The sequence below is a fragment of the Gemmobacter nanjingensis genome, from assembly GCF_014652195.1.
Lineage (GTDB): Bacteria > Pseudomonadota > Alphaproteobacteria > Rhodobacterales > Rhodobacteraceae > Gemmobacter > Gemmobacter caeni.
On sequence record NZ_BMYI01000005.1, the window covers coordinates 23,734 to 45,728 of the forward strand.

19 protein-coding genes, 1 tRNA gene and 1 other annotated feature are annotated in these 21,995 nt (G+C 65.0%); of the genes, 11 read left to right on the plus strand and 9 right to left on the minus strand.

The window, feature by feature from the left end; all coding sequences use genetic code 11:
• Positions 1-51: 51 nt before the first annotated feature.
• The gene (locus tag IE126_RS10235; protein WP_189380900.1) at positions 52-999 is read left to right on the plus strand and encodes an L-threonylcarbamoyladenylate synthase; all 948 of its coding nucleotides are present in this window, start codon (positions 52-54) and stop codon (positions 997-999) included.
• Positions 1,000-1,071: 72 nt separating this feature from the next.
• Here the strand turns inward: IE126_RS10235 and yidD are convergent, their stop codons facing one another.
• From yidD to rpmH, 3 genes are all read right to left on the minus strand, one after another.
• Positions 1,072-1,329: a membrane protein insertion efficiency factor YidD gene (yidD, locus tag IE126_RS10240; protein ID WP_189380901.1), complete on the minus strand. Its 258-nt coding sequence runs from the start codon at positions 1,327-1,329 to the stop codon at positions 1,072-1,074.
• Between the two features lie 86 nt (positions 1,330-1,415).
• Complete coding sequence (gene rnpA / locus IE126_RS10245) at positions 1,416-1,844, minus strand: ribonuclease P protein component (RefSeq protein WP_189380902.1); 429 nt, start codon at positions 1,842-1,844, stop codon at positions 1,416-1,418.
• Between the two features lie 44 nt (positions 1,845-1,888).
• Positions 1,889-2,023, minus strand: a complete 135-nt coding sequence (rpmH, locus tag IE126_RS10250) for a 50S ribosomal protein L34 (protein ID WP_054302507.1) — start codon at positions 2,021-2,023, stop codon at positions 1,889-1,891.
• Between the two features lie 327 nt (positions 2,024-2,350).
• Between rpmH and IE126_RS10255 the strand changes: the two genes are divergently transcribed.
• Positions 2,351-3,703: a sensor histidine kinase gene (locus IE126_RS10255; RefSeq protein ID WP_189381042.1), complete on the plus strand. Its 1,353-nt coding sequence runs from the start codon at positions 2,351-2,353 to the stop codon at positions 3,701-3,703.
• Positions 3,704-3,874: 171 nt separating this feature from the next.
• A tRNA-Arg gene (locus IE126_RS10260) sits at positions 3,875-3,951 on the plus strand.
• 205 nt (positions 3,952-4,156) lie between these two features.
• Here IE126_RS10260 and IE126_RS10265 read toward each other — a convergent pair.
• From IE126_RS10265 to IE126_RS10275, 3 genes are all read right to left on the minus strand, one after another.
• On the minus strand, positions 4,157-5,647 hold the full coding sequence (locus IE126_RS10265) for a SulP family inorganic anion transporter (RefSeq protein WP_189380903.1): 1,491 nt from the start codon (positions 5,645-5,647) through the stop codon (positions 4,157-4,159).
• 62 nt (positions 5,648-5,709) lie between these two features.
• Positions 5,710-5,767 (minus strand) — a sequence feature (sul1 is cis-regulatory element that is thought to sense ions involved in sulfur or methionine metabolism; They are found in Alphaproteobacteria).
• Positions 5,768-5,875: 108 nt separating this feature from the next.
• Positions 5,876-6,583, minus strand: coding sequence for a response regulator transcription factor (locus tag IE126_RS10270; RefSeq protein ID WP_189380904.1), 708 nt, complete (start codon positions 6,581-6,583; stop codon positions 5,876-5,878).
• Entirely contained in the window at positions 6,580-8,505 is a 1,926-nt protein-coding gene (locus IE126_RS10275; protein WP_189380905.1) for a hybrid sensor histidine kinase/response regulator, read from the minus strand. Before IE126_RS10275 ends, IE126_RS10270 begins: the two co-directional genes overlap by 4 nt.
• 192 nt (positions 8,506-8,697) lie before the next feature.
• Between IE126_RS10275 and IE126_RS10280 the strand changes: the two genes are divergently transcribed.
• The 8 genes from IE126_RS10280 (at position 8,698) to IE126_RS10315 (ending at position 17,486) form a co-directional block, all read left to right on the plus strand.
• The gene (locus IE126_RS10280) at positions 8,698-10,650 is read left to right on the plus strand and encodes a long-chain fatty acid--CoA ligase (protein WP_189380906.1); all 1,953 of its coding nucleotides are present in this window, start codon (positions 8,698-8,700) and stop codon (positions 10,648-10,650) included.
• Positions 10,647-11,468: an ABC transporter ATP-binding protein gene (locus IE126_RS10285; RefSeq protein ID WP_189380907.1), complete on the plus strand. Its 822-nt coding sequence runs from the start codon at positions 10,647-10,649 to the stop codon at positions 11,466-11,468. Before IE126_RS10280 ends, IE126_RS10285 begins: the two co-directional genes overlap by 4 nt.
• A 38-nt stretch (positions 11,469-11,506) precedes the next feature.
• The gene (locus IE126_RS10290) at positions 11,507-12,493 is read left to right on the plus strand and encodes a branched-chain amino acid ABC transporter permease (RefSeq protein ID WP_054302500.1); all 987 of its coding nucleotides are present in this window, start codon (positions 11,507-11,509) and stop codon (positions 12,491-12,493) included.
• A gap of 98 nt (positions 12,494-12,591) precedes the next feature.
• The gene (locus IE126_RS10295) at positions 12,592-13,668 is read left to right on the plus strand and encodes a branched-chain amino acid ABC transporter permease (RefSeq protein WP_189380908.1); all 1,077 of its coding nucleotides are present in this window, start codon (positions 12,592-12,594) and stop codon (positions 13,666-13,668) included.
• 94 nt (positions 13,669-13,762) lie between these two features.
• Positions 13,763-15,052, plus strand: coding sequence for an ABC transporter substrate-binding protein (locus tag IE126_RS10300; protein ID WP_054302498.1), 1,290 nt, complete (start codon positions 13,763-13,765; stop codon positions 15,050-15,052).
• 55 nt (positions 15,053-15,107) lie between these two features.
• Positions 15,108-15,935, plus strand: a complete 828-nt coding sequence (locus tag IE126_RS10305; protein WP_054302497.1) for an ABC transporter ATP-binding protein — start codon at positions 15,108-15,110, stop codon at positions 15,933-15,935.
• Positions 15,936-15,949: 14 nt separating this feature from the next.
• Entirely contained in the window at positions 15,950-17,164 is a 1,215-nt protein-coding gene (locus IE126_RS10310) for a phenylacetate--CoA ligase family protein (protein WP_054302496.1), read from the plus strand.
• 124 nt (positions 17,165-17,288) lie between these two features.
• On the plus strand, positions 17,289-17,486 hold the full coding sequence (locus IE126_RS10315) for a hypothetical protein (RefSeq protein WP_054302495.1): 198 nt from the start codon (positions 17,289-17,291) through the stop codon (positions 17,484-17,486).
• A 12-nt stretch (positions 17,487-17,498) separates the two neighbouring features.
• Here the strand turns inward: IE126_RS10315 and IE126_RS10320 are convergent, their stop codons facing one another.
• From IE126_RS10320 to IE126_RS10330, 3 genes are all read right to left on the minus strand, one after another.
• A complete protein-coding gene (locus IE126_RS10320; RefSeq protein ID WP_189380909.1) occupies positions 17,499-18,764 on the minus strand; it encodes a lytic murein transglycosylase in 1,266 nt (421 codons plus the stop codon).
• Positions 18,765-18,991: 227 nt separating this feature from the next.
• Complete coding sequence (rnr, locus tag IE126_RS10325; RefSeq protein ID WP_189380910.1) at positions 18,992-21,235, minus strand: ribonuclease R; 2,244 nt, start codon at positions 21,233-21,235, stop codon at positions 18,992-18,994.
• Positions 21,236-21,265: 30 nt separating this feature from the next.
• On the minus strand, positions 21,266-21,961 hold the full coding sequence (locus IE126_RS10330; protein ID WP_189380911.1) for a nitroreductase family protein: 696 nt from the start codon (positions 21,959-21,961) through the stop codon (positions 21,266-21,268).
• Positions 21,962-21,995: the final 34 nt, after the last annotated feature.

The window sequence follows — 21,995 nt, forward strand, 5'->3', positions numbered from 1 at the left end:
GAGATTAACGCAAGGTCAAACCGCCTCAACATCAACGCTGCGTCACGAACCATGGAAACCCGTCTTATCGCCGCCACGTCAGAAGGGATCGCCGAGGCAGCCGGGGTGCTGCGCGCGGGCGGTCTGGTCGCGATGCCGACCGAAACTGTCTACGGGCTGGCCGGGGATGCGCGCGATGATCACGCGGTGGCGCGGATCTATGCCGCGAAGAATCGCCCGTCTTTCAACCCCTTGATTGTGCATCTGCCGGATCTTGTCGCGGTCGGGCGCTATGCGGTGCTGACGCCCGAGGCGCGTGCACTGGCCGTGGCCTTCTGGCCGGGGCCGCTGACCATGGTGCTGCCGCTGCGCGAAGGGGCGGGGTTGTCGCCGCTGGTGACGGCGGGGCTGCCCACGGTGGCGGTGCGGATTCCGGCGCATCCGGTGGCGCGGGCGCTGTTGCAGTCGGCCGGGCTGCCGGTGGCGGCACCTTCGGCCAACCCCTCGGGCCGGGTATCGCCGACGCGGGCCGCGCATGTGATGGCAGGCCTTGCAGGCCGGATCGAGGCGGTGCTGGATGGCGGCGCCTGTGCTGTGGGGTTGGAAAGCACGATTCTGGGGCTCGACGGCCCGCCCGCGCTGCTGCGCCCCGGCGGGGTGACGGTGGAGGCGGTGGAGGCGGTGCTGGGACATGCGCTGGTGCTGCCGGGTGATCCGGCGCAGCCCAAGGCACCGGGGCAGCTTGCCTCGCATTATGCGCCCGAGGCGCGGGTGCGGCTGAACGCGACCGGGGCACGGCCGGGCGAGATTCTGGTGGGTTTCGGCGCGGTGGCCGGCGATCTGAGCCTGTCCGAAAGTGGCGATCCTGTGGAGGCAGCGGCGCGGCTTTTCCACCTGTTGCGCGAGGCCGATGCGCTGGCCGGGCCGGGCGGCGCGATTGCCTTCGCCCCGGTGCCCGAGACTGGACTGGGCCGCGCGATCAACGACCGCCTGCGCCGCGCCGCCGCGCCGCGCTCCTGATATGTGTGCCTGACAAGAGGCGCCTTTCTCCGGGGCATCGAGCCCCTGCGAAAGGCGTTGCCACGGAAGGTTTCAGGGCTGGCGCCTTGTGCAATCGTGTTCGGGATCGGCACCGGGGACCGGATCGTAGCCCGATCCGCCCCATGGGTGGCAGCGGCAGATGCGGTGAACCGTCAGGTAGCCCCCCTTGATCCCGCCGTGGCGGGCCAGCGCATCCAGAGCATAGGCCGAGCAGGTAGGCTGAAACCGGCAGCCATGGCCGACCCAGGGGCTGAGCAGCAGCCGGTAGGCGCGGATCGGCAGGGCAAAGATCTGAGCGAGCGGCGACATGGGGAAAGGCCTTTGGCCGTGGCCTGGGTTTTGACCGGAGATATGAGTATTTGGGCAGGAAGCAAGGGCAGGGCGGTGCGCCGTGCTCAGGTCTTGGGGCGCGGCGGGCGGTGGATCTGGGCGAGCGCCTGCGCCAGATCGGCTTGCAGATCTGCAAAATCACGGGTGACCGTGGCGCCGGGGCGGCCGACCAGAACGTAATCCCAGCCGGGGCGGGCAAGGCCGGGCAGGACGGCGCGCACGATCTCTCGCAGGCGGCGTTTGGCGCGGTTGCGCATCACCGCATTGCCGATCTTTTTCGAGCAGGTGAAGCCGACGCGGATATCGGGGCGGTCATCGCCGCGTTCGCGGGCTTGCAGAAGGAAGCCGCCCGTGCCCTGCCGGCGCGCCTGAGCGGCGCGCAGGAAATCGGCGCGTTTGGCAAGGATTGTGTAGGGCGCATATGACGAAACCGCCGCGAGGCTTTCGGAAGCCCCGGTCGTGCGGTTTGCTTCCTCTGCCAGCGGCGGTGTCATGTCAGATCTTCCGAAGCGGCCCCGCAGGACAGGGCCGACCCTTCTTAGGCCGACAGCTTCTTGCGGCCCTTGGCGCGGCGGGCATTCAGCACAAGACGGCCACCTTTGGTGGCCATGCGGGCGCGGAACCCGTGGCGGCGCTTGCGAACCAGGTTCGACGGTTGGTAAGTGCGCTTCATCGCGGCTCTCCAGTAACGGCGGTAACATGCAGCCCGAACCCCGAAAGATTCGAGGGCCGCGGCAACTGAGGCCCGTCCTTTACGCAGGGCGCGGCGGCAAGTCAATTCCGGATGGGGCGTTTTTCGCAGCAATCTTGCTTCGGCCGGGGTTTCTGCCCGTTGTCCGGGGCATATATGGCGCTGTATTCGGCCCGGCGGGTTTGCTAGTGCTGGGAGAGAGGCGGGCGAGCCGCCACAAGCGGAGACGGATGTGCCGTGAGGAAGCTGACCAGCCGCATTCTCAATACGCTTTCGGGGCGGTTCCTGTTGCTGACCGTCGCTTTCGTCATGCTGGCGGAGGTGCTGATCTTCGTGCCCTCTATCGCGCGGTTCCGGGTGGATTATCTGCAACTGCGGCTTGAAAAGGCGCAGATCGCCTCGCTGGCCTTGCTGGCCAATGACGGGATGATCACGCCCGAGCTGGAGCAGGAGCTTCTCAACAATGCGGGTGTGTTCAACGTGGTGTTGCGGCGCGACGAGGTGCGCCAACTGGTGCTGTCGTCGGAAATCCCGCAGCCGGTAGCGGCGACCTTCGATCTGCGCATGGACGGGTCATTCGATCTGATCCGGGATGCGCTGGCGGTGCTTGTGACGCCCGAGGACCGGATCATCCGCATCATCGGCAATCCGGTACAGCAGGCCGGGCTGTTGATCGAGATCACCCTGCGTGAGGGCCCGCTGCGGACCGAGATGTATGATTACGGCCTGCGCATCTTGTTCCTGTCCGCGCTGATCTCGGTCATTACGGCGGCGATGCTGTTTCTGGCGGTGCGCCGGCTTATGGTGGTGCCGATCCGCCGGGTGGTGCGGCATATGCAGGCCTATGCCGCGGCGCCGGAGGATGCGCGTTATGTCATCACGCCCACGGCACGGGTGGTGGAGTTGCGGGATGCCGAAGAGGCGCTGCAACGCATGCAGACGGACCTGATCGCGGCGTTCCGGCAAAAGGAGCGGTTGGCCCAGCTTGGCGGAGCTGTTGCCAAGATCAGCCATGACCTGCGGAATATCCTGACATCCGCGCAGCTGTTTGCGGATAGAATCGAACAAAGTGCCGATCCGGCGGTGGCACGTTCGGCGCCTAAGCTGGTGAATTCGATCAGCCGTGCTGTCAATCTCTGCGAATCGACGCTGGCCTTCGGCAAGGCCGAGGAGCATCCGCCCCGGCTTGCCCGTTTCGCCCTGCGTCCGCTGCTGGAGGATGTGGCGGATGGCGAGGGGCTTTCGGCCCAGTCGGAGCCTGCCTGTCTGGTCGATGCCGCGCCGGGGCTGATGGTGCGGGCGGATGCCGAGCAGCTTTACAGGGTCGTCGCCAATCTGGTGCGCAATGCCCGGCAGGCCATCGACGCGACAGGGCGGGGCGGCACGATCGAGCTTTCGGCGGGCGAGGATGAAGCCGCCTGGTGGATTCGCGTGGGTGACACCGGGCCGGGATTGCCGCCGAAAGCGCGCGACAACCTGTTTCGCGCGTTCCAGGGATCTGCCCGCAAGGGGGGGGCCGGTCTGGGGCTGGCCATCGCGGCGGAGCTTGTCCGGGGCCATGGCGGCCAGCTTGATTTGGTCCGCAGCGACGAGGATGGCACCGAATTCCTGATCCGCCTGCCGCGGGCGGGCGGGCTGGATGCAGAGGAAGCGGCGGGCTGATTCTCTCGGGTGCGCTGTCCCTGGCCGGAATTCGGCCCCGATCACCGAAATCTGCGCGGCAGCTTTCCCAATGCAGCAAGGCCGGAACAGAGCGGCAGAAACAAAGTTGTCATCTTCCGCTTTTTCGCCCTTGCATCCCCCCGGCCCTGCCGCTAAATCCCCCCTCACAGCGGACCCGTAGCTCAGCTGGATAGAGCATCAGACTACGAATCTGAGGGTCGGGCGTTCGAATCGCTCCGGGTCCGCCATTTCCTGAAATTGTGAGAAACATCCCCACTGGGGGAAGTTGCGGTGTGTATCAGGCGTTGTGCGCGTCAGCCTGCGGGCGGTGTTGCTGCTGGCCTGTCGATCCGGGCGCGGCATTGTGTTTTGAACGGCCGGGGTGCCGGAAGGAACTCCGGCACGCGGTTCACCTCGCGTGCCGGGGCGGAATTTTGGGGCTTTGGCCCGGCTTCAATGCGCCATCAGGACGGTCGGGTCACTGCGCTTGTCATGGGTGGCGAGCCGGTCGACGATGGTTTCCGATGCGGCGTTCATGCCGATGATTTCAACCACTGTTCCGGCCCGGCGGAATTTCAAGACTGCCATATCCAGTGCCTGCACGCTGGAAATATCCCAGATATGTGCGCGGGTAACGTCGATCACCACGCGCTCGGGTGCGGCGCGGAAGTCGAAAGCCGTGACGAAATCCTCGACGGAGCCATAGAAGAGCTGCCCTTCCACGACATAGGTGCGGACCCGTCCGTCGGGTGAGAGGCTGGACGTGACCTTGAACAACTGTGCGATCTTGGCGGCGAAGAAGATACCCGACAGCAGCACCCCCACCAGCACACCGATGGCAAGGTTATGCGTCCAGACCACGGTCGCGACCGTCGCCAGCATCACCACCGAGGACGAACGGGGATGGGTGCGGAGGTTGCGCAGAGATGACCACGAGAACGTGCCGATGGATACCATGATCATAACTGCGACCAGCGCTGGCATCGGAATCCGGGCCACCCAGTCGCCCAGAAAGACCACAAGGATCAGCAGGACCGAGCCTGCGGTGAAAGATGACAGTCGGCCGCGCCCGCCGGATTTGACGTTGATCATGCTCTGCCCGATCATCGCGCAGCCCGCCATGCCACCGATGAAGCCGGTGGCCGCATTGGCGATGCCCTGGCCGATGCATTCCTGATTGCGGTCGGATGTCGTGTCGGTCAGCTCGTCGACGAGGTTCTGTGTCATCAGGCTTTCCAGCAGGCCAACCACGGCAATGGCGATGGAATAGGGCAGGATGATCAGCAGCGTGTCCAGCGTCAGCGGCACGTCCGGGATCAGGAAGACGGGCAGCGTGTCGGGAAGCGCGCCCGTGTCGCCGACGGTCCGCACATCCCAGCCAAACCCGAGGCTGAGCGCGGTCAGGACGATGATCGTGACCAGAGGAGAGGGTACGGCCTTTGTCACGCGCGGGAACAGGTAGATGATCGCTAGGCCCGCCGCCACAAGCGCATAGGTCAGGGGCGGCACCTTCCTCGGGTCCAGTTCTGGCAACTGGGCCAGAAAGATCAGGATGGCGAGGGCGTTGACAAAGCCGGTCATCACCGATTTCGACACATAGCGCATGACAGAGCCAAGCTTCAGCAGCCCCATGGCAATCTGGATCACGCCGGTCAGCACCGTGGCCGCCAGCAGGTATTGCAGCCCGTGATCCCGTACCAGCGTGACCATAAGAACGGCGGTCGCGGCGGTTGCGGCGGAAATCATGCCGGGCCGCCCGCCGGTCAGCGCGGTCAGAACGGCGATGGAAAAGCTCGCATAAAGCCCGACCTTCGGGTCTACGCCTGCAATGATGGAAAAGGCGATGGCCTCGGGGATGAGGGCAAGCGCCACGACGATGCCCGACAGCACGTCGGCCCGGATATTGCCGAACCATTCGGCACGATAGGTTTGTGGTGAAAACATGCAAATTTCCCGCACAGCCGGGGCATGGCCCGTCGGCTGTCATCCAGATCTGGGTTTGGTGAGGTTGTCCGGCGGATGGGCGGCCGGAAGAGCCAGCCGGGAATTGCACCCGGCTCCTTGTTCGCTGCCGCCCGCATACTGGTTTTGCTGCCAGATGCCAAGCCGGTGCGGGGAACGAGGGCTGCTGCATGGCGGCCATGTGGCCTCCGGGTCATCCTGCCTTTGCCGTCAGCTCCAGCTTACATCACCCAGAAAGATATATCCCGCGCCGTAGATCGTCTTGATCAGGGTCGGGTTCTTCGGGTCTTCGCCCAGCTTGGTGCGCAGGCGCGAGATGCGGACATCCATCGCGCGGTCAAAGCTTTCGCCCGCCACGCCGCCAAGGCTTTCCTGCATCTGGGCACGGCTGATCAGGCGACGCGGGCTTTCGAGGAACAGGCGCAGCACCTCGCCCTCGGCATGGCTGAAGGGCACCTCTGCTCCGTCGGCGGCGATCAGCAGATAGCGGTCGAACTGCGCCATCCAGCCATTGAAGCGGGCCGTCTGGGCACCGCGCTCCGGCTCGGCCCGGGTCTTGCGCAACCGGGCGCGGACGCGGGCCACCACTTCGGCCGGATCGAAGGGCTTGATGATATAATCGTCGGCACCAAGCTCCAGCCCGGTCACGCGATCCTGCACCTGTGCGCGGCCCGATATGATGATGATGGCCGCCCCGGATTCCAGCGCCAGACGATGCACCACAGCCAGCCCGTCGCGGTCGGGCAGACCCAGATCGACAAGGCAGACGTCCGGCGTCATGCGCTTCAGCGCCGCCTCGAATTCGGTGGCGCGGGCGTGGGTGGTAACGCGGAAGCCCGCTTCATCCAGAGCGTCGGCCAGCATGCGGCGGATTTCCGGCTCGTCGTCCAGAATGGCGATATGCGCGGGTTTGCTCATGCGCGGGCAGCTCCGATGGCGGTGGCAAGGGCGGCGGCGTCGAAAGGTTTCGACAGGACCGGCACGCGGGCGGCGGCGCGGCGCGGATCGCCGGCAGGCAGGGCGCTCATCAACAGGACCGGGGCAGGGTGCCTGCGTTCGGCGAGCGTTTCGGCAAGCACGGTGCCCTGCGCCGCGCCCAGCTGAATATCCGACAGGATCAGCCCGATGCCCGGCACCTCGGCCAGCGCCAGCGCCTCGTCCACGCTGGCGGCCTCGATCACCGCATGACCCTGTGCGCGCAGCATCTCGCGCACACCCTCGCGGATGTCGCTGTCATCCTCGACCAGCAGGACCAGCAGCGGCGGCAGACCTTCCGCCTGTCCCTCGGCCACCGGGCGGAAGGGCAGCCGCACGGAAATCGAGGCCCCGCCGCCGGGGCGGTTGGACAGCCGCACCGTCCCGCCCGCCAGCGTCGCATGGTCATAGACCATCGACAGGCCCAGCCCCGACCCCTTGCTGCCCTTGGTGGTGAAGAACGGGTCCAGCGCCTTTTCCAGTGCCTCGGGGCTGAAGCCCGGCCCGTCGTCCTCAACCCGGATTTCCAGCCAGGTGTCGCGCAGGCAGGCCAGTGCGATGCGGATCGTGCCGCCCTTCGGCCCCATCGCATCCCGCGCATTCAGCACGAGGTTCAGCAGCGCATCCTGCAAACCGCCCGCATCCAGCATCAGAACCGGCATCTGCGGAGGCAGCACGATCTCCAGCCGGGTCTGAACTGGCAGGGTGGGTGTTGCCAGCAGCCGCAGATCGGCCAGCAGGGCACCCACATCGGTGGGCGCGGGTTTCAGCGTCGGGCGGCCCGAGATCGAGGCGATCCGGTCCAGCAGCACGCCCCCGCGCCGGGCCGCAGCCTGAATGCCGGTTGCCAGCGCGCGGGCCTCATCCGGCAGGGGTAGCCGCTCCATCCGGCTTTGCAGGCCAAGAATCACGGTCAGCAGATTGGCGAAATCATGCGCCATGCCCGAAGTGAACTGCGCCGCAAGCTCGCGCTTGCGGGTCTGTGCCAGTGCCGAACGGGCCTGGGTTTCCGCTGTCACATCGGTCGACAGGATATAGACGCCGTTCACCGGCCCGCCGTCGATCTGATCGGGGGTGAAGGCCGCACGGATGCGGCGACCGGATTCCTCGTCGGTGAACTCGAACACCGACGCCTCCCCGGCCAGCGCCCGGTTCAGATAGGGAAGGATCTTGCCGAAGGTCAGATCGCCCAAAGCCTCACGCCCGGTCAGCCCGATGATTTCGGCCGACCGGCCGGGCATCACGCTGCCCAGTCTGCGGTTGGAATAGGTATAGCGCAGATCGCAATCCACATGGGCGATATGGGCGGGCATCATTTCCGTCGTCAGACGGGTGCGGGCCTCCATCTCGGTCAGTTCCCGCTTGGCCTCGGCCAGTGCGGCATTGGTCGCGGCCAGCGCACGGTTGGCCTGCGCCAGCCGTTCGGCATTCGCCAGCACCTCGTCCGACAGTTCCGCCGAACGGTTGCGCAGCATCTTTTCCTGCAGCTTCACTTCGGTGATGTCGGTATAGACCGTGACCCAGCCGCCCTGCGGCAGCGGGGCGCCTTCAACCGAAATCCAGCGCCCGCCGGGGCGTTCGCGTTCCATATAGTGTGGCTGGAAGGCGCGCGCCGCCTCGACCCGCGCCTGAACGGCGGTCCAGGGATCGTCCACCGGGCCATATTCGCCGCGTTCCACCAGATAGAAGATCGTATCCTCGAACGAGGCGCCGGGCGTCACCAGTTGCTCGGGCAGGTCGAACATTTCCTGAAAGCGGTGATTCCACAGCGCCAGTTTCAGGTCGCGGTCATAGATCGACAGCGCCTGCTGGATCAGGTTCAGCCCGGCGCGCATCAGGCCGGTGCGGGCATCGTTGACTGGCATGCATCATCCCCCCGGCCATGGCTAACACCTGCCGCCACTCGCGGAAAAGAGGAAATCCCGCCCTGCAACAATTCGCAAGGATTGGGAAAAAGTCGCGCAAGTTTTGGCGGCAAAGGTTGCATCGTTCGGCAAAGGCGACAGAAGATTCGCCCCGGACCGACCGCCCGGAGGAGGGCGCAGGGAGGAATATGTATGGCTGCGACGGACGGGTTGAACTCGATCCCTGCGCTGCTGGACCGGAATGCGCGCCTGTTCGGCGCCCGTCCGGCGTGGCGCGAAAAGGAATTCGGCATCTGGCAATGCTGGACCTGGGCGGAAGGTGCGGCGGAAATCCGCGCCATCGCTCTGGGTTTTCTGGCGCTGGGGCTGAACCGCGGGGATCATGTTGCGGTGATCGGCCGCAACCGCCCGGCGCTTTACTGGTCGATGGTGGCGGCGCAGATGTGCGGTGCGGTGCCGGTGCCGCTGTATCAGGACGCCGTGGCCGAAGAGATGGCCTATGTGCTGGATCACTGCGGCGCACGCTTTGTGGTCTGCGGCGATCAGGAGCAGGTCGACAAGGTGCTGGAGATCCAGGACCGGCTGCCGCATGTCGAGCAGGTCATTTATGTCGACAAGCGCGGCATGCGGAAATACGACCATTCCCACATGAATGCGCTGGCCGATGTGGAGGCCGAGGGCAAGGCGGGTCACTACCGCTTTGACGCCGAACTTGAGACCCGCATCGCGGAGCTGGATTACGACAGCACCTGTGTGATGCTGTATACCTCGGGCACCACCGGCAAGCCCAAGGGCGTGGTGCTGTCGAACCGCAACATCATCGAAACCTCGAAGAACTCGTCCGAGTTCGACAAGCTGCGCCCCGGTGACGATGTTCTGGCCTATCTGCCGATGGCCTGGGTCGGCGATTTCATCTTCTCGGTCGGGCAGGCGATGTGGACCGGCTTCTGCGTGAACTGCCCGGAATCCGCCGCCACCATGATGACCGACCTGCGCGAGATCGGGCCGACCTATTTCTTTGCGCCCCCGCGGGTATTCGAGGGGCAGCTGACGCAGGTGATGATCCGCATGGAAGATGCGGGGCGTCTGAAGAAGCGGATGTTCGATCACTATATGGCGGTTGCGCGGCGCGTTGGTCCCGCGATCCTGGACGGCAAGCCCGTCTCCGCCGCCGACCGCCTGGCCTACTGGATCGGCGACAAGCTGGTCTATGGGCCGCTGAAGAACACGCTGGGCTTCAGCCGTGTGCGTGTGGGCTATACGGCGGGTGAGGCGATCGGGCCGGAGATCTTTGATTTCTACCGCTCGCTTGGCATCAACCTCAAACAGCTTTACGGCCAGACCGAGGCTTCGGTCTTCATCACCCAGCAGCCCGACGGTCAGGTGCGGTCGGATACCGTGGGCGTGCCCTCGCCGGGGGTGGAGGTGCGGATCGCCGAGAATGGCGAGGTGATCTACCGCAGCCCCGGCACCTTCATGTCTTATTACAAGAACCCCGAAAGCACGGCCTCGACCAAGGATGCCGAGGGCTGGGTCGCCACCGGCGACGCGGGCTTCTTCGAGGAAGCGACCGGCCATCTGCGCATCATCGACCGCGCCAAGGACGTGGGAAAGATGGCGGATGGCAGCCTGTTCGCGCCCAAATATGTGGAAAACAAGCTGAAATTCTACCCCGCCATCCTTGAGGCGGTGGTCTTCGGCAATGGTCGCGACCGCTGCACCGCCTTCATCAACATCGATCTGACGGCAGTGGGCAACTGGGCGGAACGCAACAATATCGCCTATTCCAGCTATCAGGAACTGGCCGGCCATCCGCGCGTCTACGAGGCCATCAAGGCGCATGTGGAGGAAGTGAACCGCTCTGTCGCCGAAGACCCGATGCTGTCGGGCTGTCAGGTGCACCGCTTCTGCATCCTGCACAAGGAACTGGATGCCGACGACGGCGAGATGACCCGCACTCGCAAGGTGCGCCGCAACATCATCGAACAGAAATACGCCGATCTGATTGCCGGTCTCTATGACGGGGCGGACAGCGTCTACACCGAAACCGAAGTGACCTACGAGGACGGCCGCAAGGGCGCGATCCGCGCCACGGTCAGGATGATGGACGCGGCCACCGTCGCCGGTCAGCGGAGGGCGGCATGAACGCGATGAATCCCGAGGGCTATGTCACCTCAGACGGCCGCAAGATCGGCGGCGTGCTGATGGAGATGAAGAACATCACCCTGCGCTTTGGCGGTGTGAAGGCGATCACCGATATCAGCTTCGACATCCGCGAGGGCGAGATCCGCGCCATCATCGGGCCGAACGGCGCGGGCAAATCCTCGATGCTGAACGTCATCTCGGGCTTTTATATCCCGCAGGAGGGCGAGGTCTGGTTTCGCGGCAAGAAACGCGCGCCGATGAAACCCTATGAGGTGGCGCAGCAGGGTATCGCCCGCACCTTCCAGAATATCGCCCTGTTCGAGGGCATGAGCGTGCTGGACAATATCATGACTGGGCGGCTGACGCTGATGAAAAGCGGCATGCTGGATCAGGCGATGTGGTGGGGCCGCGCGCAACGCGAAGAGACCGAGCACCGCGAGAAGGTCGAGAAGATCATCGACTTTCTGGAAATCCAGCACATCCGCAAGACGCCCGTGGGCCGTCTGCCCTACGGGTTGAAGAAGCGGGTGGAACTGGCCCGCGCGCTGGCGGCGGAGCCGAAGCTGCTGCTGCTCGATGAACCCATGGCAGGCATGAACGTCGAGGAGAAAGAGGACATGTGCCGCTTCATCCTGGATGTGAATGACGAATTCGGCACCACCATCACGCTGATCGAACATGACATGGGCGTGGTGATGGACCTGAGCGACCGCGTGGTCGTGATGGATTACGGCAAGAAAATCGGCGACGGCCCGCCCGACGAGGTGCGCGCAAACCCCGACGTCATCAACGCATATCTGGGGGTGTCGCATGACTGACCGCATCATGGGCCGCAGCGCAGGCAAGGAGGCACGCCATGCCTGATCAGCTTCTTTATGCGATGGAGGTCTCGCTCAACGGCCTCATGGCGGGGATCATGTATGCCCTCGTGGCGCTGGGCTTCGTGCTGATCTTCAAGGCCAGCGGCATCTTCAACTATGCGCAGGGCGTGCTGGCGCTGTTCGCCGCGCTGACGCTGGTGGGCCTGCAACAGGGGCAGATCCCGTTCTCGCATGTCATCAACGCGATCTTCGGGACCGAGCTGCACAGCTTCGGCTGGACGCTGCCCGCCATTGTCGCCATCGCGCTGACCGCGCTGGTGATGGTGGGTCTGGCATGGCTGATCGAGCGGCTGGTCCTGAAGCATCTGGTGAATCAGGAGCCGATCATCCTGTTCATGGCGACCATTGGCCTTGCCTATTTCCTGGAAGGTCTGGGCGACGTGATGTGGGGCGCCGATATCAAGAAGCTGGATGTCGGCCTGCCGCAGGGCATTTCGGAAACCATCGACGCGCTGACCTTCAACGCCTTCGGCTATGGCTTCTTCATCGACCGGCTGGACATCGTGGCTGCCGTGGTCGCGGCCCTGCTGGTGGCGAGCCTGACGCTGTTCAGCCAGTATACCAAATACGGCCGTGCCCTGCGCGCGGTGGCCGATGACCATCAGGCGGCGCTGTCGGTCGGCATCTCGCTGCGCTTCATCTGGGTGCTGGTCTGGTCGATTGCCGGTTTTGTGGCACTGGTCGCGGGCATCATGTGGGGTTCGAAATCCGGGGTGCAGTTCTCGCTGTCGCTGATCGCGCTGAAGGCGCTGCCGGTGCTGATGCTGGGCGGCTTCACCTCGATCCCCGGCGCTATCGTGGGCGGGTTGATCATCGGCATGGGCGAAAAGCTGTTCGAGTTCTTCGCGGGCCCCCTGATCGGAGGCGCGACCGAAAACTGGTTCGCCTATGTGCTGGCGCTGCTGTTCCTCGTCTTCCGGCCGCAAGGCCTGTTCGGCGAACGCATCATCGAGAGGGTCTGAGCGATGGGTATGCGATTGGTGTCGGATTGGGGGCCAGCCCCCAAACCCCCGGGATATTTGGACCAAGATGAAAGCCGGACGATGGGAGGACGGGACTGATGTTTTACCGTGAGGCGGGGGACTTCAAGACCTCCTATGTCGATGACAGCCAGACCTTCCCGATCCGTTTCGACCGGATGCGCTATTACGCGGTGCTGGTGCTTGGCTTCGGCATCCTGCCCTTCGTGATGAACGATTACTGGGCCAATGCGGTTTTCGTGCCTTTCCTGATCTATGCGATCGCCGCGATCGGGCTGAATATCCTGACCGGCTATTGCGGTCAGGTCAGCCTTGGCACCGGCGGCTTCATGGCGGTGGGGGCCTATGCCTGCTACAAGCTGATGACGGCGTTTCCCTGGATGCCGATGCCGGTGAACGTGCTGCTGGCCGGTCTGGTGACCGCCGGGGTGGGCGTGCTGTTCGGCCTGCCGAGCCTTCGGATCAAGGGCTTCTATCTGGCAGTGGCCACGCTGGCCGCGCAGTTCTTCCTTGTCTGGCTGTTCAACAAGGTGCCGTGGTTCTACAACTATTCGGCCTCGGGTCAGATCACCGCGCCGGAGCGCACGCTGCTGGGCGTGGCGGTGACCGGGGCAAGCACCCCGGCCTGGGCGAAATACCTGTTCTGCGCCGTGTTCCTGTTCGTGCTGGCCTGGCTGGCCCGCAACCTGACGCGCGGCACGGTGGGGCGCAAGTGGATGGCCATCCGCGACATGGACATCGCGGCTGAAATCATCGGGGTGAACCCGCTGACCACCAAGCTGTCGGCTTTTGCCGTGTCGAGCTTCTATATCGGTATCGCCGGGGCGCTGTTCTTTGCGGTCTATCTGGGCGCGGCCGAGGTAGGCGAGGCGTTTGGCATCCAGAAAAGCTTTCTCATCCTCTTCATGGTGATCATCGGTGGGCTGGGGTCGATCTTCGGTTCTTTCGCAGGGGCGGCCTTCCTCGTGCTGTTGCCGGTGCTCTTGAAGAACGTGCTGGTGGGCGGGCTTGGCTGGCCCACCGATCTGGCGGCGCATATCGAGCTGATGATCGTCGGCGCCCTGATCATCGTTTTCCTGATCCTCGAACCGCACGGGCTGGCGCAGCTCTGGCGGGTCGCGAAAGAGAAGCTGCGGCTCTGGCCCTTCCCGCATTGACGGGGCGGGCAGAATAAAACCCGGCGTGAAAGCGCCTGAGAAAACCAGACCCGGCGCGGGAGGCGCCGGAGATAACAAACCGGGAGGAATACGAATGAAGAAGACCTTTACCATGCTGGCGGCGGCGGCCATAGCGGCGACCACGGCAGCCCCGGCGCTGGCCGATCTGGTGGTGCCGAACCTCAGCTACCGCACCGGCCCCTTCGCCGCAGGCGGCATCCCCTATGCCGACGGCTTCAACGACTACTTCACCCTGCTGAACGAGCGGGACGGTGGTATCGGCGGCGAGAAGGTGCAGGTGCCGGAATGCGAGACCGCCTATAACACCGAAAAGGGTGTGGAGTGCTACGAGGCCACCAAGGGTCAGGGCGCGCTGGTCTACAATCCGCTGTCCACCGGGATCACCTATCAGCTGATCCCCAAGGTCTCGGCCGATGGCATCACGCTTTACACCCCCGGCTATGGCCGCACCTCGGCCGCCAACGGCAAGGTGTTTGAATGGGTATTCAACTACCCGGCGAACTACTGGGATGGCGCCAGCGTGGCGATCAAATACCTGCTGGATGAAAACGGCGGCAGCCTTGAAGGCAAGAAGATCGCACTGCTTTACCACAACTCGGCCTACGGCAAGGAACCGATCCGCACGCTTCAGGAACTGGCCAAGAAGCATGGCTTCACGCTGAGCGAACTGCCGATCGACAGCCCCGGCCAGGAACAGAAAAGCCAGTGGCTGCAAGTGCGCCGCGACAAGCCCGACTATGTGCTGTTCTGGGGCTGGGGCGTGATGAACTCGGTCGCCGTGCAGGAAGCCGCCAACATCCGCTTCCCGATGGACAAGTTCATCGGCATCTGGTGGTCGGGTTCGGAAAATGACGTGCTTCCGGCTGGCGACGGCGCCAATGGCTACAAGGCGCTGACCTTCAACGGTGTGGGCGGCGACTATCCGGTCTATGCCGACCTGAAGAAATACGTCTTCGATGCGGGCAAGGGCAGCGGCGCGGGCGATTCCGCCGGCTCGGTGATCTATTCGCGCGGCATGTATGCGGCGGTCGTGATTTCCGAGGCGATCCGCAAGGCGCAGGAACTTGCAGGGACGCCGAAGGTGAACGCGGCGCAGGTGCGTGACGGGTTCGAGGCGCTGGAAATCACCGATGCGCGTCTGGAAGAGCTGGGCCTGAAGGGCTTTGGTCAGGCGTTCAAGGCGACTTGTGCCGATCACGGCGGTGCCGGTGGCGCTATGATCCAGCAATGGGATGCGGCGGCGAAGAAATGGAGCCTGATCACCGGCTTCATCGAGCCGGATCACGATGTGCTTGACCCGCTGGTGGCCGAGGATTCGGCGGCTTTCGCGGCCGAGAACAACATCGCCGAACGCTGCAACTGATCTGACCCGGGGGCCCCGCGCGCCGGGGCCCCCCTTTCCCTGCCGGAGCCAAGCCATGCTGGACGCCACCCCGACCCAAGCCGAGACCCTGCTGGAGGTCAACAATATCGAGGTGATCTACAACCACGTCATCCTCGTGCTGAAAGGGGTCAGCCTTTCGGTGCCCAAGGGCGGTATCACCGCGCTTCTGGGCGGCAATGGCGCGGGCAAGACCACCACGCTCAAGGCGGTGTCGAACCTGCTGCATTCCGAACGCGGCGAGGTGACGAAGGGCCAGATCCTTTATCGCGGCGACCGCGTGCAGGATCTGAACCCGGCCGAACTGGTGAAGCGCGGTGTCATTCAGGTGATGGAAGGCCGCCACTGTTTTGAACACCTGACGGTCGAGGAAAACCTGCTGACCGGCGCCTATACGCGGACGGATGGTGCGGGCGCGATCAGCGCCGACCTTGAGATGGTCTACAATTACTTCCCCCGCCTGAAGGAACGCCGCAAGTCACAGGCGGGCTATACCTCGGGCGGCGAGCAACAGATGGTCGCCATGGGCCGTGCGCTGATGTCGAGGCCTGAGACGATCCTGCTGGATGAGCCCTCGATGGGTCTGGCCCCGCAACTGGTGGAGCAGATCTTCGAGATCGTGAAAGCGGTGAACGAGGGCGAGGGCGTGACCTTCCTACTGGCTGAACAGAACACCAACGTCGCCCTGCGTTATGCCCATACCGGCTATATCCTCGAAAGTGGCCGGGTGGTGATGGAAGGCAGCGCGCAGGAACTGCGCGAGAACCCGGATGTGAAGGAATTCTACCTCGGCATGTCGGACAAGGGCCGCAAATCCTTCCGCGACGTGCGCAGCTATCGCCGCCGCAAGCGGTGGCTGTCGTGAGGGGGGAGGCGCAAATGACCTATTTCGACACATTGGAAACCCGTTCCGCCGACCAGCGCGCCGCCGATCTGGCCCGTGATCTGCCTGCCCTGATCGCCCATGCGAAAACCGCCCCTGCGATGGCCGAAAGCCTCGCTGACGTCGATCCGGCGCAGATCACGGGGCTGGAGGCGCTGTCCCGCCTGCCGGTGATCCGCAAGGCCGATCTTTCCGGCGCGCAGAAAGCCCGCCCGCCGATGGGGGGCTTCCTGCCCGCAGGCGGTGCCTTCGAGCATGTGTTCCAGTCGCCCGGTCCGATCTATGAAATTGGCCGGACCACCGCCGACTGGTGGCGCATGGGCCGTTTCCTGCATGCCTGCGGCGTAGGCAGGGGCGACATCGTGCAGAACTGCTTTGGCTATCACCTGACGCCCGCGGGGATGATCTTTGAATCGGGGGCCCGTGCCGTCGGGGCCGCCGTGCTGCCCGCAGGCACCGGCCAGACCGACTTGCAGGTGCGGGCTGCTGTGGACATCGGTACGACCGCCTATGCGGGCACGCCGGATTACCTGAAGGTCATCCTCGACCGCGCCGATGAAATGGGCGAGCGGCTGGCGATCACCCGCGCGGCGGTGGGCGGCGGCGCGCTGTTTCATTCACTGCGCAAGGAATATGCCGACCGGGGTATCCTGTGCCTGCAATGCTACGCCACCGCCGATCTGGGCAATATCGCCTACGAATCCGAGGCGATGGAGGGCATGATCCTTGACGAGGGCGTGATCGTGGAGATCGTCCGCCCCGGTACGGGCGATCCGGTGCCGATGGGCGAGGTGGGCGAGGTGGTAGTGACCACGCTGAACCGCGATTATCCGCTTGTCCGCTTCGCCACCGGCGATCTTTCGGCGCTGATGCCGGGCGTCTCGCCCTGCGGCCGCACCAATCTGCGCATTCGCGGCTGGATGGGCCGGGCTGACCAGACCACCAAGATCAAGGGCATGTTTGTCCGCCCTGAACAGGTGGCCGAATTCGTGGCCCGTCACGAAGAAGTTGCCCGCGCCCGTGTCATCGCCACCCGCGAGGGCGAGATGGATGCAATGACCGTGCAGGTCGAAAGTCGCGCCGCGAATCCCGGGCTCTACGAACAAAGCATCGTCGATGTGCTGAAGCTGAAAGGCCGTGTGGAAATCGTGGCGCCGGGCAGCCTGCCCAATGACGGCAAGGTGATCGAGGACCGCCGCAGCTACGGCTGATCGCAACACGACCTCCGACTGGCCGCGCTGGGGCGAAATGCCGCAGCGCGGCGTGTTTTTTGCTGGCAGCCCGCGACAATCTGTCCCATCCTGCCCGCGCGCGCGTGGTTTTGGGAGGAACCATATGAACAAGCTTGTTGCCCTGATCTGCGTGATCAGCTGGTCGGGTTTCTGGGCCTTCGGCTATCTGGCGCTTTCCGCCGGGGTCGAAGACAGCGGCCAGATCACCGTGGCCGCCATTCTGGCCGCCATCGGTTTCTTCTCGGGCATGGTGGCCTGGCTGAAACTGGCGCGCGCCGATAACCTGCCACTGCGCGCCTGAAGGGGCGGCGGCTCAGCGCCGCCGCAGCAGTTCCAGAACCTCACGGTCGGGATAGCCGTCGGGCACCAGCCCCCGCGCGGTCTGGAAGGCCTTGACGGCGGCAATGGTCTTTTGTCCGACATTGCCGTCTGCGCCGCCTGTATCGAAGCCCATGGCGGTCAGCCGTTCCTGCAATTCCATCCGTTCGGCCATGCGCAGGGTGCTGTCGCCCGCGGGCCAGGGGGTTTTCAGCCCCGGACCACCTTTCAGCCGGTCAGACAGGTGGCCGACCGCGATGACATAGGCATCCGCCTGATTGTAACGCTCGATGGCGTGGAAGTTGCGGTAGATCAGGAAGGCCGCGCCCTTCACCCCGGCGGGCAGCAGCAGCGCCGCCTGACCGTCGGGCACCGGGCGCCCGTCGGCGCGGGTGATGCCCATGGCGCGCCAGTCCGCCCCTGACCGCTTGGCCGACTTGCCGGACACCGCCGCGCCAAAGCCCGGCGGCAGGGTGACTTCCATCCCCCAGGGCTGCCCGCGCTGCCACCCCGATTTCGCCAGATAGGCGGCGGTCGAGGCCAGCGCGTCGGTCGGATCGTCCGACCAGATGTCGCGCTTGCCGTCGCCGGTGAAATCCACCGCGAAGGCAAGGTACGAGGTCGGGATGAACTGCGTATGCCCCATGGCACCGGCCCAGCTGCCCAGCATATGCCGCGCATCGGTATCACCGGCCTGAAGGATCTTCAGCGCAGCAATGAGCTGACCCTGAAAGAACTCGGCCCGCCGCCCGTCATAGGACAGTGTCGCCAGCGCCTCGATCAGCGGCAGATCGCCCCGCTTCTCGCCATAGCTGCTTTCCATGCCCCAGACGGCAACCACGACTTCCTTGTCGACGCCATAGGTTGCCTCGATCTGGTTCAGCACACCCGCATGCCGGGCCAGCATCGCGCGGCCATTGGCCACGCGCTTGTCGGAAACGGCGGTTTCCAGATATTCCCACAGCGATTTCGTGAACTCGGCCTGGTTGTTCGACCGCCGGATCACCTCGGGGTTATAGATCACCTCGCGGAAGGCCGCGTCATAGGTGCCAGCCGACACGCCCGAAGCCAGCGCGCGCGGACGGAAGGCTGCAATCCACTGCTCCAGCCCCGCCACCTTGGCCGGGTCGGGGTTCTGGTCGCGGCCATATTTGATCACCGTGGGGCTGCTCCCTGATTGCGAGACCGAGCCGCCGCCGCCGATGCATGCCGACAGGGCAGTGGTCAGGGCAAGGGTCATGAGGGTTCTGGAAAAGCGCATGGTCTGGCCCCTTTTCGGGTTGTTCGCGTCTGCTCGCTCCCCAGTGTAGCGGGAACCCTGCGTCTGGGAAAGGCGGCGATGAGAGAAGGGGGGCTTTCCGCCCCCCGTCTCCTGCGGAGTCTCCCCCCGAGGATATTTGGGCCAAGATGAAGGCGTGAAGTTCATCTTGGTCCAAATATCCTCGGGGGTGAGCCCCGAAGGGGCGAGGGGGCAGACAGCCCCCTGCTTCAGCGCCGCTTGCGCACCACCTTGCGTTTGGCGATGGCCGCGCGGGCGGGTTTGCGCGGTCCGCGGCCATGCCCGGCCTTGCCGCGTTTCGGGGCGGGCAGGGCGCCGCCGTCGATCTCGATCAGTTCCAGAAGCAGCCCGCCGGTCACCGGCACGGCCTCGGCCAGCCTCACTGTCACGCGCGCGCCGGGGCCGATGGTCAGGCCGGTATCGGCGCCGGTCAGGGTCTGGCTGTCGGCATCAAAGAAGAAGAACTCGCGTCCGACCTCACGGATCGGCACAAGGCCATCGGCGCCGGTTTCATCCAGCTTCACGAAAAGCCCGAATTTCTGCACGCCGGAAACCCGCCCGGTGAAGGTCTGTCCCACGCGGTCCGAGAGGTAAGAGGCAAGATAGCGGTCGATGGTGTCGCGTTCGGCAGCCATCGACCGGCGCTCGGAATCCGAGATCAGCTTGGCGGTCTCGTCAAGGCTCTCGACGTCCCAGGCGCTGAGGCCATCCGCGCCCCAGCCATGCCCGTCGATCAGCGCCCGATGCACGATCAGGTCGGAATAGCGCCGGATGGGCGAGGTGAAATGCGCGTAATTGCGCAGCGCCAGTCCGAAATGGCCAAAGTTCTGCGGGCTGTAGTAAGCCTGCGTCATTGACCGCAGCGTGGTGATGTTGATGAGCTCGTCCTGATCGGTGCCTTCCGCCTGCGCCAGCAGCCGGTTCAGATGCGCGGTCTTCAGCACCTGCCCCTTGGCCAGCGTGAATCCCGAAGCCTCAGCCACTTCGCGCAGGGCATCCAGCTTCTCCTGGCTCGGTTCCTCGTGGATGCGGAACAGCAGCGGGCGTTTCAGCCGGATCAGCTCTTCGGCGGCGCAGACATTGGCCAGCACCATTGCCTCTTCGATGAGCTTATGCGCGTCGAACCGTTCGCGGAAGGCGACTGACAGCACCTTGCCCTCGTCCGAGAGGATGATCTTGCGTTCCGGCAGGTCCAGTTCCAGCGGCTGCCGCACGGCACGGGCGTGTTTCAGCGCGGCATAGGCGGCGTATAGCGGGCGGATCACGCTGTCCATCAGCGGTTCCAGCTTCGGTTCCACCGCGCCGTCGATCGCGGCCTGCACCTGCCCGTAATGCAGTGACCCGCGCGAACGCATCAGGCCGCGGGTAAAGCGATGGCCGCGCTTGCTGCCCTGCGCGTCGATGGTGATGCAGACCGCCATGCAGGGCCGGTCCACCGCTTCGTGCAGCGAGCACAGATCGCCTGACAGTACATCGGGCAGCATCGGCACCACACGGTCGGGGAAATAGGTGGAATTGCCGCGCTTGCGGGCCTCGCGGTCCAGCGCGGAACCGGGCGTGACGTAATGGGCCACATCGGCGATGGCGACCCAGAGGTGAAAGCCCCCGGCATTGCCGGGATCGGTATCGGGGGTGGCCAGCACCGCATCGTCGCGGTCGCGGGCATCCACCGGGTCGATGGTCACGAGGTCGAGGTGGCGCAGATCCTCGCGGTCGCCCAGCGTCACGGGTTCGGCGCGGTCGGCCTCGGCCAGTACCGCTTCGGGGAACTGGTCGGGGATGCCGTGCTGGTGAATGGCGATCAGGCTGACTGCCTTCGGCCCGGACGGGTCGCCCAGCCGGGCGACGATGCGGGCGCTGGGCAGGCCCATGCGCTTCGGTCCGGCCTGTTCGGCCTCGACCAGTTCGCCATCCTCGGCCTCCAGTGTCAGGCCGGGGGGCACACGCCATTCCTTGTCGGCGCCCTTGTCGATGGGCAGGATGCGCCCGCCTTCGTGGCCGCGACGGAAGATGCCCAGAACGCGGATGGCCGAGGTGCCCAGCTTGCGGATCAGCCGCGCTTCATAGGCGTGGGCCTCGCCCTCCACCTTTTCCAGCCGGGCCAGAATGCGGTCGCCCTGACCCAGCGCCGGGTCGCCGGTGCGGGCGATGACATGGATCAGCGGCGCGTCCTCGCCTTCCCATTCATTCGGCCGGGCAAACAGGTCGCCCGCCGCATCGGGCGGCAACAGGCGCAGGATGGATACCGGCGGCAAGGTGCCCGCCTCGCGGAACTGGCGCTTACGCTTCTGGATGCCACCTTCCTGCTCCATCTCTTTCAGCAGGCGCTTCAATTCGATGCGGGCGGGGCCACCCTTGATGCTGAACGCCTTCGCGATGTCGCGTTTCGAGGCGAGGCCGGGGTTGTCGGTGATCCACTGACGGATCTGGTCTTTGCTGGGCAACTGGTCCATGCGCCTGCGTAGCACGCTGGCGCTGCGGCGTCATCCGCGAAACACTGACAGGATCTCGGCCAGAGGCTTCTTCCGCTTGGCGACCTCCGGCACGGTGGCGTGATCGGCGGGCCAGCCGACGGGCAGGATCATCACGGCCTTTTCGTGATCGGGCCGCCCGCACAACTCGTTGAGGAATTTCATCGGGTTGGGCGTATGTTCCAGACAGACCAGCCCGGCGTGATGCAAGGCGGTGATCAGCAGGCCGGTGGCGATGCCGACGCTTTCGGGGACGTAGTAATTCTTGTAGCGCTGCCCGTCTTCGGTCACCCCATACCGCTGGGCAAAGACCACGATCAGCCAGGGCGCATCGGTCAGATGCGGTTTCGTGGTGCCGGTGCCGATGGGTTCCAGCGCGGCCAGCCATTCGTCGCCCGCGCCACCGGCGTAGAAGGCGGCTTCCTCCTCCTCGGCCGCGGCGCGGATGCGGGCCTTCATCGCCGGATCGGCGATGGCGACGAAATGCCAGGGCTGGTGATTGGCGCCCGAAGGCGCGGTGCCCGCCGCTGCGATACAGGCTGCAATGACCTCCTCCGGCACCGGGCGGGTGGCATAATCGCGGACCGAATGACGCTTGCGCATGTAATCCAGAAACGCCTGAGCATCGGCCAGCGCCTGATCATCGGGTTTCTGAACGCGGTCGGGCAGGGGTAGCGGCTGGTAAGCCACTTCGCCGGACTTATACATGATGCCTCCCATCGCGGGTGTTGCCGCAGGGCGA

Excerpts from the sequence above, each read along its gene's own strand:
- IE126_RS10235 (WP_189380900.1), top strand. The coding sequence starts at position 52 with ATGGAAACCCGTCTTATCGCCGCCACGTCAGAAGGGATCGCCGAGGCA.
- yidD (WP_189380901.1), bottom strand. The coding sequence starts at position 1,329 with ATGTCGCCGCTCGCTCAGATCTTTGCCCTGCCGATCCGCGCCTACCGG.
- rnpA (WP_189380902.1), bottom strand. The coding sequence starts at position 1,844 with ATGACACCGCCGCTGGCAGAGGAAGCAAACCGCACGACCGGGGCTTCC.
- rpmH (WP_054302507.1), bottom strand. The coding sequence starts at position 2,023 with ATGAAGCGCACTTACCAACCGTCGAACCTGGTTCGCAAGCGCCGCCAC.
- IE126_RS10255 (WP_189381042.1), top strand. The coding sequence starts at position 2,351 with ATGCTGGCGGAGGTGCTGATCTTCGTGCCCTCTATCGCGCGGTTCCGG.
- IE126_RS10265 (WP_189380903.1), bottom strand. The coding sequence starts at position 5,647 with ATGTTTTCACCACAAACCTATCGTGCCGAATGGTTCGGCAATATCCGG.
- IE126_RS10270 (WP_189380904.1), bottom strand. The coding sequence starts at position 6,583 with ATGAGCAAACCCGCGCATATCGCCATTCTGGACGACGAGCCGGAAATC.
- IE126_RS10275 (WP_189380905.1), bottom strand. The coding sequence starts at position 8,505 with ATGCCAGTCAACGATGCCCGCACCGGCCTGATGCGCGCCGGGCTGAAC.
- IE126_RS10280 (WP_189380906.1), top strand. The coding sequence starts at position 8,698 with ATGGCTGCGACGGACGGGTTGAACTCGATCCCTGCGCTGCTGGACCGG.
- IE126_RS10285 (WP_189380907.1), top strand. The coding sequence starts at position 10,647 with ATGAACGCGATGAATCCCGAGGGCTATGTCACCTCAGACGGCCGCAAG.
- IE126_RS10290 (WP_054302500.1), top strand. The coding sequence starts at position 11,507 with ATGCCTGATCAGCTTCTTTATGCGATGGAGGTCTCGCTCAACGGCCTC.
- IE126_RS10295 (WP_189380908.1), top strand. The coding sequence starts at position 12,592 with ATGTTTTACCGTGAGGCGGGGGACTTCAAGACCTCCTATGTCGATGAC.
- IE126_RS10300 (WP_054302498.1), top strand. The coding sequence starts at position 13,763 with ATGAAGAAGACCTTTACCATGCTGGCGGCGGCGGCCATAGCGGCGACC.
- IE126_RS10305 (WP_054302497.1), top strand. The coding sequence starts at position 15,108 with ATGCTGGACGCCACCCCGACCCAAGCCGAGACCCTGCTGGAGGTCAAC.
- IE126_RS10310 (WP_054302496.1), top strand. The coding sequence starts at position 15,950 with ATGACCTATTTCGACACATTGGAAACCCGTTCCGCCGACCAGCGCGCC.
- IE126_RS10315 (WP_054302495.1), top strand. The coding sequence starts at position 17,289 with ATGAACAAGCTTGTTGCCCTGATCTGCGTGATCAGCTGGTCGGGTTTC.
- IE126_RS10320 (WP_189380909.1), bottom strand. The coding sequence starts at position 18,764 with ATGCGCTTTTCCAGAACCCTCATGACCCTTGCCCTGACCACTGCCCTG.
- rnr (WP_189380910.1), bottom strand. The coding sequence starts at position 21,235 with ATGGACCAGTTGCCCAGCAAAGACCAGATCCGTCAGTGGATCACCGAC.
- IE126_RS10330 (WP_189380911.1), bottom strand. The coding sequence starts at position 21,961 with ATGTATAAGTCCGGCGAAGTGGCTTACCAGCCGCTACCCCTGCCCGAC.